Origin of the sequence: Streptomyces sp. NPDC005774, from assembly GCF_042871645.1 — a bacterium.
Taxonomy (GTDB): Bacteria; Actinomycetota; Actinomycetes; order Streptomycetales; family Streptomycetaceae; genus Streptomyces; species Streptomyces pratens.
Window position 1 is genome coordinate 1 of the sequence record NZ_JBIAIV010000102.1, and the last position, 9,097, is coordinate 9,097.

At 72.5% G+C, this 9,097-nt stretch carries 7 protein-coding genes and 1 pseudogene; 4 read left to right on the forward strand and 4 right to left on the reverse strand.

Going from position 1 to position 9,097, the window contains the following annotated elements; translation table 11 throughout:
• Window positions 1-246: 246 nt before the first annotated feature.
• The 3 genes from ACFYQA_RS38720 to ACFYQA_RS38730 form a co-directional block, all read right to left on the reverse strand.
• The gene (locus ACFYQA_RS38720) at window positions 247-774 is read right to left on the reverse strand and encodes a hypothetical protein (protein ID WP_388928428.1); all 528 of its coding nucleotides are present in this window, start codon (window positions 772-774) and stop codon (window positions 247-249) included.
• A gap of 138 nt (window positions 775-912) precedes the next feature.
• Window positions 913-3,273: a PQQ-binding-like beta-propeller repeat protein gene (locus ACFYQA_RS38725; protein ID WP_388928430.1), complete on the reverse strand. Its 2,361-nt coding sequence runs from the start codon at window positions 3,271-3,273 to the stop codon at window positions 913-915.
• A gap of 354 nt (window positions 3,274-3,627) precedes the next feature.
• The gene (locus ACFYQA_RS38730; RefSeq protein WP_388928432.1) at window positions 3,628-4,413 is read right to left on the reverse strand and encodes a VOC family protein; all 786 of its coding nucleotides are present in this window, start codon (window positions 4,411-4,413) and stop codon (window positions 3,628-3,630) included.
• A gap of 134 nt (window positions 4,414-4,547) precedes the next feature.
• Here ACFYQA_RS38730 and ACFYQA_RS38735 point away from each other — a divergent pair, with 134 nt between their 5' ends.
• From ACFYQA_RS38735 to ACFYQA_RS38750, 4 genes are all read left to right on the forward strand, one after another.
• Window positions 4,548-5,183 (forward strand): TetR family transcriptional regulator, encoded by a 636-nt coding sequence (locus ACFYQA_RS38735; protein ID WP_388928440.1) that lies wholly within the window; start codon window positions 4,548-4,550, stop codon window positions 5,181-5,183.
• 358 nt (window positions 5,184-5,541) lie between these two features.
• The gene (locus ACFYQA_RS38740; protein ID WP_388928434.1) at window positions 5,542-5,967 is read left to right on the forward strand and encodes a pyridoxamine 5'-phosphate oxidase family protein; all 426 of its coding nucleotides are present in this window, start codon (window positions 5,542-5,544) and stop codon (window positions 5,965-5,967) included.
• Between the two features lie 68 nt (window positions 5,968-6,035).
• Window positions 6,036-6,713, forward strand: coding sequence for a pyridoxal 5'-phosphate synthase (locus ACFYQA_RS38745; RefSeq protein ID WP_388928436.1), 678 nt, complete (start codon window positions 6,036-6,038; stop codon window positions 6,711-6,713).
• Window positions 6,714-7,024: 311 nt separating this feature from the next.
• Window positions 7,025-8,227, forward strand: a complete 1,203-nt coding sequence (locus ACFYQA_RS38750) for a flavin-containing monooxygenase (protein ID WP_388928438.1) — start codon at window positions 7,025-7,027, stop codon at window positions 8,225-8,227.
• Window positions 8,228-8,560: 333 nt separating this feature from the next.
• Here the strand turns inward: ACFYQA_RS38750 and ACFYQA_RS38755 are convergent.
• A pseudogene (locus ACFYQA_RS38755) lies at window positions 8,561-9,097 on the reverse strand (hypothetical protein); the annotation flags it as partial.

The following is a 9,097-nucleotide window of genomic DNA, read 5'->3' on the forward strand; positions in this document are numbered from 1 at the left end:
GGGCGCCCCCCCCGGGGGGGGGGGGGGGGGGGGGGGGGGGGGGGGGGGGGCCCCGGGCCCGGCGCGGGGGGGGGGGGGGGGGGGGGGGGTGGGGGGGGGCCGCCCCCCCCCCCCCTTCCACGTTCGCGTTTCAGCGCTTCGGGCTCACGCGTGCCGCGCGCCCATCACCGTTCGGACGCTGTCAGTCGCTGTCAGGCGCCCAGAAGCCTCCCCGGACAGGCCACTTCAGGATTTTCCGGGCGGGTCTCAGCCGGCGATCGGGGCGTACATGCCGAGGTCGCAGGTGGAGATCCGGCCGGCGAGATCGCTGTCGTCGCCGAGCTCCACCCGTACGGCCTTCGTGCCGTCGGCGGTCACGGCGACCTCCTGCGACCGGGTGGAGAGGATGTCCCCGGCGGGGTCCTGGAAGTCGACGGTGACGGTGAAGACACTGTCGACGGCATTGGGGTTGGTGACCGTGACCGTCGCGTACGGGGTCTCGACCGAGGCGCAGCTCACCAGTTCCACGGAGGCGTCCAGGAGGGACTGGGACGTGCTCTCTCCGCTGCTGCCGCCCGCGTCGTCGTCATAGTCGTCATCGTCGTCGTAGTCGCGGTGGCTTCCGCCTCCGGACGTCGAGGACGAGTCGTGGTTCTGCGACGAACTGCTGCAACCGCCGCCGCTGTCACCACCACTGCTGCCGCCGTGACCGCGTCCGGTCGAGAAGCCGGTGAGCGCGAGGACGATCAGCGTCGCCACCGCGGTGAGCCTGAGTGTGTTCCCCCGTGACCGCATACGCACAGCCAACCGGCCGCCTGTCACGAGCGCGTCACCGACGGGCGACCGTCGCGCACCCATCGCCGGCGCCCGCCTCCCGAAGCACCCGTCGGCACTCCCTCGCTCAGAGCCCGTCACGTCGCAGGCCGGCGCCCGTCACGTCGTACGCGCCGTCCCCGTCCCCTTCTCCGCGTCCAGGGCGTAGACGCAACGGTCCTTGCTGCAGGCGTAGACGACCCCGTCCCGGACGACCGGGGAGCCGGTGATCTCTCCGCCGGTCGCGAGTTTCCATCTCAGCCGGCCGTCGTCGGCCTTCAGGGTGTAGAGGAGATGGTCGGTGGAGCCGAAGTGGATCCGGCCCTCGGCGACCGCGGGGGCGCCCACGATGTCGCCGCCGGCCTGGAAGCGCCACTTGGGCGTGCCGGTGACGGCGTCCAGGGTGTAGAGGCCCTTTCCGCTGCCGACGTGGACGTGCCCGGCGGCGACCAGGACCGGCTGCACCGAGGAGCGGGCCTCGGTGGCGATGCGCCAGCGGTCGCGGCCGTCGGTGGCGTCGAGGGCGTAGACCGTACCGAGGTAGTCGGCGAGGTACACGCCGCCGCCGGTGACGGCCGGGCCGGGGACGAAGACGGGCGGCGAGAGGAAGACCGCGGGGGCCTCGAAGTGCCAGCGGACGTGTCCGCCGGCGATGTCCAGGGCGAGGACGCGGGTGCCGGCGGAGACGTACACGTACCCGTCGGGCGCGGGGGTGAGACGGATGGGGACGCCTCCGCAGGAGGCCGCGTCGCCGATGGGGTACGACCAGCGCTCGTCGCCCGTGCGCGCGTCCAGGGCGCGCAGGCGGGCGTCCTGCCAGACGTAGACCGTGCCGTCGTGGACGGCGGGGCCGGCCTCCGGGGACTCGAAGTCGGTCTGGCAGCCGATGGTCTCCCACAGCTTCCGGCCGGTGGACGCCTCCCACCCCTGCACGCCGCCGCCGCGGGTGCCGGTGACGACGGTGCCGCGGTCGGCCTGGAGGGAGTACACCCAGGCGTCCGTGGGCAGCCGCCACAGGTCGCCGCCCTCACGGGCGTCCAGGGCGAACAGGGTCGGGCCGTCGGAGGCGTGGATCCGGCCGTCGGCGACCGCCATCGACCAGGCGACGTCCCGGGTCTTGAACCGGCGCCGTCCGGTGGCCACGTCGAGTGCGTGCACCTCGAAGGAGGTGACGTAGACGAGGTCACCGGCGACGGACGGGGTGCCCCAGACATCGTTGGACATCCGGAAGCGCCACGGCCGCCAGCCGCTCGGCTGTTCCGGCGCCGCGGCGGGTGCTCCGGCCGGGGCGGGGTCGGCGCCGTTGGCGCCGGGGCGGAGCGTGGTCCAGGAGCCGGCGAGGGCGGCCTCCGGCGGAGGCGACTTGACGGCGGCGGCGCGCACGTCCGCGACGCGCGGGCCGGGGCCGATGGGCACCGCGGCACCGGCCAGCCGGACCGGGCCCGGGTCGGGGGCACCGACCGGCACCGGCGGAAGCGGCGGGACGACGGGGTCGTGCGGGGGCGGGGGCGGCACCGGAGGCAGCGCCGGAGGCCGGGCACCGCCGGCGCTGCGGCCGCCGACGGGGGCGGGACGGGCGGGCGGACGGCCGTTGCGGCGGCCCTCGATCAGGCTCACCGCCCGCTCGGGCAGCCACGCGGAGGCCGTACCGCTGTCGTCGGAGCCGGAGCCGAACAGGTGCGGGGCGAGCTGGGACTGGAGGTCGGCGGGGCTGGGCCGACCCGGAGCCTCCATCTTCATGCAGGATTCGATCAGCGGGTGCAGCTCGTTCGGGAGACCGTCCAGGTCCGGGCCCTCGCGCAGCAGCATGAAGACCGTCTCGACCGGGTTCGCGCCGTGGAACGGGGCGTGTCCGGTGGCCGCGAAGACCAGGGTGGAACCGAGGGAGAACACATCGCTGGCGCCGGTGACGCTGCGGGAGTCCTTGGCCTGCTCGGGAGACATGTAGGCGGGGGTGCCGACGGCGACATTCGTCATCGTCAGACGGGTGTTCGACACACCGGAGGCGATTCCGAAGTCGATCACCCGCGGACCGTCCTCGACGACGAGGACGTTCGACGGCTTGAGGTCCCGGTGGACGAGCCCGGCGCCGTGGATGGAATGCAGCGCCTCCGCCACACCGGCCGCCAGCCAGCGCACCGCCTGGGCGGGGAGAGGCCCGCACTCGTTCACTATTTCCTCGAGGGAGGGCGCGGGAACGTACGCGGTCGCCAGCCACGGCACGGCGGCGCGCGGATCGGCGTCCACCACGGCCGCGGTGTAGAAACCGGAGACCGCGCGGGCCGCCTCCACCTCGCGTGTGAAACGGACGCGGAACAACTGGTCCTCGGCCAGCTCGGTGCGGACCGTCTTGATCGCCACGCGCCGGCCGGACGCCGAGCGCGCGAGATAGACCAGCCCCATGCCGCCGGCACCCAGCCGTCCCAGCACCTCGAACGGCCCAATACGCCGCGGATCGTGCTGCGTCAGCTGATCCACCACTTTGCCTGCCACCTCCCCGTACGAATCGCGCCACCACCTGTGCGCGACCGAAGTGCAGCGTCTCACCACCGCGGCCCCGTGGCGGCACGCACCCTGATTCTTCCTGTCCGGGGCGCTGGTTGCGAACCCGACGACATAGGGGGTGTCTAGTCTTATATACAAAGTAATGGGGTGGACAGGGGGCAGGGCGGGCGGCCGACGGGACCGGAGGAGTGTCCGGGAGGGCGGCCGGCGGGGGACCGAAGGGCCGTGCCGGGGTGGCCCGACGGGCATCCGGAGGAGTCGGGGCGTGCGGTACGAGGGCTTCCCGGGGCGGGGCGGCCGTCGCCAGGTGAACGAATGCGTCGGGGCCGCTCAACGGGGCAGCAGGGCGAAGGACGCGCCCTGGTTGTCGCTCACCACGGCCACCGTGCCGTACGACGTCCCGAAGGGCGGCACCTGGACGCGGCCGCCGAGTCGGGTCACGTCCGCCATGGTGGCCTCGAGGTCCTCGACGGCGAAGTGGACGAGGAAGTGGGGCGGCATCTCGGCCGGGAAGACGTCGGAGACCGGGGCCCGGCCGAAGTCCGGCTCGGCGTCCTTCCCGAACAGGGCGTCGTGGAAGAGGCCTCCGTAGAAGGTGTTGGCCGCCTCGGTGTCGCGGGTGTAGAGCTCGACCCAGGTGAAGGCGCCCCGCTCGTGCCGGCGGCCGAAACCGGGACGCTCGCCGGGCTGCCACAGGGAGAAGACGGCGCCCTCGGGGTCCGTGACGAGCGCGGTGACGCCGAGCTCGCCGACCGCGCGTGGCGCGGAGACGAGCTGCCCGCCCGCCGCGAGGATCCGCCGGCACAGCGCTTCGGCGTCGGGGGTCGCGAAGGACACCGTCCACACGGTGGGGAGCCGGCCGTCCGTCTTGTGCGCGAGGGACGCCACCGGCCTGCCACCGAGCAGCGCCCGCACGGTCCCCAGGGGCGGCGAGGGCTGCACGGACCGCTCGGGCCGGGAGGCCGGGGCGGGCCACTCGGGCTGTTCCGGCTGGTCTTCGAACGTCCAACCGAAGAGTTCGCCGTAGAACCGCTTGCCCGCCTCCACGTCGGGAAGCTGCGCGTCCACCCAGCACGGGGTGCCCTCTGTGTACTCCGATGCCCTGTTTTCGGCCATGCCGCCAAAGTAGCGGTGCCGCACGCACCGCGCAGACCAGGCACACCAGGCACGGCCGACCCTCACACCCCATTTGCAGTCGGCCGAATAGCGCTCCCATCACCCCTCGGTAAGCTGACTTCATGACAGGACAAGTGCGTACCGTCGACGGCCGCGTGGCCGGCCGACGAGGGCAGGCGACCCGGCAGAAGCTGCTCGACTGCCTCAGCGAGATGCTCAGCTCCTCCCCCTACCGGGATGTCAAAGTCATCGATGTCGCCCGCAAGGCGGGGACTTCGCCCGCGACCTTCTACCAGTACTTCCCGGACGTCGAGGGTGCCGTCCTGGAGATCGCGGAGCAAGTGGTCGCCGACGGAGCCGGGTTGGCGGAACTGCTCGAGGGGCGCTCCTGGGCCGGCAAGGCCGGCTGGCAGACGGCGCAGGAACTCGTCGACGGCTTCCTGGACTTCTGGAAGCGCAACGACGCGATCCTGCGCGTCGTCGACCTCGGTGCCGCCGAGGGCGACAAGCGCTTCTACAAGCTCCGCATGAAGATTCTCAACTCGGTGAACAGCTCCCTGGCGGACGCCGTCGCCGAGTTGCAGGCCAAGGGCCGGGTCGACAAGGACGTGAACCCCGCGGCGGTGGCCGGTTCCCTGGTCACCATGCTGGCGGCCGTCGCCTCGCACCAGAAGGGTTTCACCTCATGGGGCGTGAAGCAGGCCGAACTCAAGCCCAATCTGGCCCTGTTGGTACACCTGGGTGTCACCGGCAAGAAACCGACCAAGTAAGGCGAGGCATCCCACGACCCGTCCCCCCGCTTACACAGCTTTCCGCGTCCTGTCTGACAGGCGGTGGTTCACTCCGGTGAGCCACCGCTTGTCGCGCTTCCCGGCCACCCGCCCATGCCTGACGGGCAGTCATACCCACGAAAACGGCCCCGCGGAATCTCGCAGGAGCCGGGAGTGGAGGCGGAGACCCCGGAGCGGAGGCGATGGGTCCATATCGGTGAAAGGGGAACACGTCCGCGCGCGCTCTCGTTGAGCACTCCGTGCAGACAGGACCGCACAAGCGCATGCCCGAGTGATACCCGGCAGCCACAGCCGCCCGCAAGCCGCAGACGCCGCAGACGCCGCAGGAGGAACCGGAATGGCCCTGACCCACGAAGAGCGCGAACAGTTCCTGGCCGAGCCCCATGTCGCCGCGATCGCCGTTGACGCGGGGGCCGGGCGCGCGCCCCTCACCGTGCCGATCTGGTACCAGTACACGCCCGGGGGCGACGTATGGATCATGACGGGACTGGATTCCCACAAGAACCGGCTGATCGACGCGGCGGGCCGGTTCTCCCTCATGGTCGACCGCCTCGACCCCACCATCCGCTACGTGTCGGTCGAGGGACCGGTCGTCGAGACCACCCCGGCGACCCTCGAGCAGCTCCGGGAGCTGGCCTCCCGCTATCTCCCGGCAGACAAGGTCGAGGGCTATGTCGCCTTCGCCTGGAAGGAGCACGGCGAGCAGGTCGTCCTGCGCATGCGGCCCGAGCGCTGGGTCTCCTCCGACCTCGGATCCGTGTGAGAGCGGACCCGTCCGAGGACCCGTACGGCGGTCCGCACGACGAGGCGGCGGGCGGGAACAATCGGGGCATGGGAACCGATCTTCACGAGTTGCTGACATCGCTGCGGGTGTGGGACCCGGAGCTCACCGAGCTGCCGGTGCTCGACCCGGCCGCCGCCCCCGCCGAACCGCTGCCGCTGTTCGCGCGGTGGTTCGCCGAGACGGTGGCGGCCGGGCAGTCCGAACCGCACACCATGTCCCTGGCCACGGCGGACTCGGAGGGGCTGCCCGACGTCCGGATCGTGATGCTGCACGGCGCGGACGCGGACGGCTGGTCCTTCGCGACCCACGCGCACAGCCGCAAGGGCGGCCACCTCGCCGCCCGCCCGTATGCCGCGCTGGCCTTCTACTGGCCGGTGCTGGGCCGCCAGGTCCGGATCCGCGGGCCCGTCGTCACCGCCCCGGCCGAGGAGGCACGGGCCGATCTGCGCGCCCGCTCGGCCGGGGCGCTGGCCTCCGCGCTCACCGGCCGCCAGAGCGAGGCCCTCGGCTCCCCCGAGGAGCTGGCCCGCGCCTCGGAGGCCGCCTGGGAGCTGGCCCGGCGGGAGCCGGACACCCCGGCCCCGTCCTGGACCCTGTACCGCCTGCGCCCGGACGAGGTGGAGTTCTTCCAGGGCGACGCCCTCCGCCGTCACACCCGCCTGCGCTACCGCCGGTCCCCGCGATCACCGCGGGAGGGATGGTCCAGGGAACTCCTCTGGCCGTGAGGAAGCGGCGACGGCGGGGCGGAGCGGGCTGTCGGCCCTACGGTCCGGTTCTTGCCGCCGCCGGCTCTCCGGCCGCCACGGCCCGAGCCCGATCCGCGGCCCGGTCCGCCCATGACCCACGCCACCTCCGACAGCGCCTGGCGGAACGCCACTTCCCGGCGGACCGGGGCGCGTCGCGCAGAACATTCCCTTCACATCCGGGCGCTCCACGCCACTGATCCCGCCCCGCCTCCTGCAGACGTGATCAATCCGCAACCAATTCCGGCCTTGACCGAGACCCATCAAGCATGTGCGAGATTACGCTCGCGCTCATGGCCGACTCCACCACACCCCCGAACCCCACGGCACCCCACCAGGAAGACCGTCCCGTCTACGTCATCGGCGGTGGCCCCGGCGGACTCGCCGTCGCGTACGCGCTGCGCGCCCGGGGGGTGCGGGCCGTCGTCCTGGAACGGGCCGATGGCGTGGGCGCGTCCTGGCGGCGCCACTACGACCGGCTACGGCTGCACACCACCCGGCGTCTGTCCGCACTGCCCGGTCTGCCGATACCGCGCCGGTTCGGGCGGTGGGTCGCCCGCGAGGACATGGTCCGCTACCTGGAGAAGTACGCGGAGTACCACCGCCTGGAGATCGTCACCGGAGTCGAGGTCTCCCGCGTCGAGCGCACCGCCGACGGCACCGGCTGGCTGCTGCGCGCCACCGGAGGACGCGAGCTGACCGGCGCCGCGGTCGTGATCGCCACCGGCTTCAACCACACGCCCAGGCTGCCCGACTGGCCCGGCCGGGACACCTACACCGGCACGTTCCTGCACGCCTCCGAGTACCGCAACGCGCGGCCCTTCGCCGGCCGGGACGTCCTCGTCGCGGGGATCGGCAACACCGGCGCGGAGATCGCCGTCGACCTGGTGGAGGGCGGCGCCTCCCGGGTACGGCTGTCGGTCCGCACCGTCCCGCACCTCGTGCGCCGCTCGACCGCGGGCTGGCCCTCCCAGCGCTCGGCCGTTCTGGTACGCCGGTTGCCGGTGGGGCTCGTCGACCGGCTGTCCCGGGTACAGGCCAGGGTGGCGATGCCGGACCTCTCGGCCCAGGGCCTGCCGCGCCCCGACAGCGGCCTCTACAGCAGGGTGCTGGAAGGCGCCATCCCCGTGCAGGACGTCGGCCTGGTCGACGCGGTGCGCAAGGGCACGGTGGAGATCGTGGCCGCCGTCGAGGGGTTCGAGGACGGCGAGATCGCCCTCGCCGACGGCAACCGCGTCGGCCCGGACGCGGTGATCGCGGCCACCGGGTACGTGCGCGCCCTGGAGGGCCTCGTCGGCCACCTCGACGTCCTCGACGACCGGGGCAGACCGGTCGCCCGTGGCGCCGGCACCCCGCCCGACGCCCCCGGCCTGTACTTCACCGGCTTCACCAACCCCATCAGCGGCAACCTCCGCGAACTGGCCCTCGACGCGGAGAAGATAGCCAAGGCGCTGACCCGCCGCGGGGCACCGGGGATCTCCCGGCTCCCCGGGTGACGACCACCGGTGTCGGTTCCGGCACCGGATCCGACACCGCGTCCGGCTGCAGCCACGGCTCCGGATCCGCCTCCCGTACCGACCCCGTCGGCCGTTCGTACCGCAACTCGGCCATCTCCGCGCGTTCCTGGCGCCCCGTCGATTCAGTGACCTGACAGAGCGTCGGTCGGCATTGCCTCACGGGAGCGGGCAAGTGATGCCTCGAGTCGATCTACGGAGATTTATCCACATTCGTCGATGCGGTTGATTCCGGCCACCCGAAGGCCACGAAAGGCCGAACCGCTCCCTCTCCGGAGGCGGCCGTATCGGCGAAATAGGCCACACAGTGGAAAGTTAATCCTTCAACAACCTCCAGGTGGCTTCGGTGTTGCCCCACCACATCGGAGCACCGTCGACGCCCAGCGCGTCGTCACCGGCTCTTATGCCACGGACAACGACCGCGACCGTCACGACCGGGACAACGACCGCGACCGCGGCTGGGACCGCGGCAACGACCGCGACCGTCACGACCGGGACAACGACCGCGACCGCGGGGGCGATCGCCGCTGACGGCAGGGGCCGGGAACGGCAGTGGATGACCGGACGGGGTGCGCCCAGACCACCAGGGGCGGGGTTCAGTGCGACTGCAGGCGCACCGAACCCCGCCCCGGCCATGTCGTCACCCGGTGCGGGGGTGGCGGCCGGAACACGGCACCCGCACCGGGACCGCCGAAGGAACCGTCCGGAGAGAGCCCTCGACGAGCGCCGTCCGGATCGAGAGAACAAGAGAAAGCCCTTGACTTCCTCCCCCTCCTGAAGGAGGGGGATTCCTACGGCTCGCGCCGTGGGGTTTCCTGCTTCACTGCCGACTGCCCGCCCGGAGTTCTCCGT

Bases quoted from the DNA above. Each gene is read 5' to 3' on its own strand.
- ACFYQA_RS38720 (WP_388928428.1), bottom strand. From the start codon at position 774: ATGCGGTCACGGGGGAACACACTCAGGCTCACCGCGGTGGCGACGCTG.
- ACFYQA_RS38730 (WP_388928432.1), bottom strand. From the start codon at position 4,413: ATGGCCGAAAACAGGGCATCGGAGTACACAGAGGGCACCCCGTGCTGG.
- ACFYQA_RS38740 (WP_388928434.1), top strand. From the start codon at position 5,542: ATGGCCCTGACCCACGAAGAGCGCGAACAGTTCCTGGCCGAGCCCCAT.
- ACFYQA_RS38745 (WP_388928436.1), top strand. From the start codon at position 6,036: ATGGGAACCGATCTTCACGAGTTGCTGACATCGCTGCGGGTGTGGGAC.
- ACFYQA_RS38750 (WP_388928438.1), top strand. From the start codon at position 7,025: ATGGCCGACTCCACCACACCCCCGAACCCCACGGCACCCCACCAGGAA.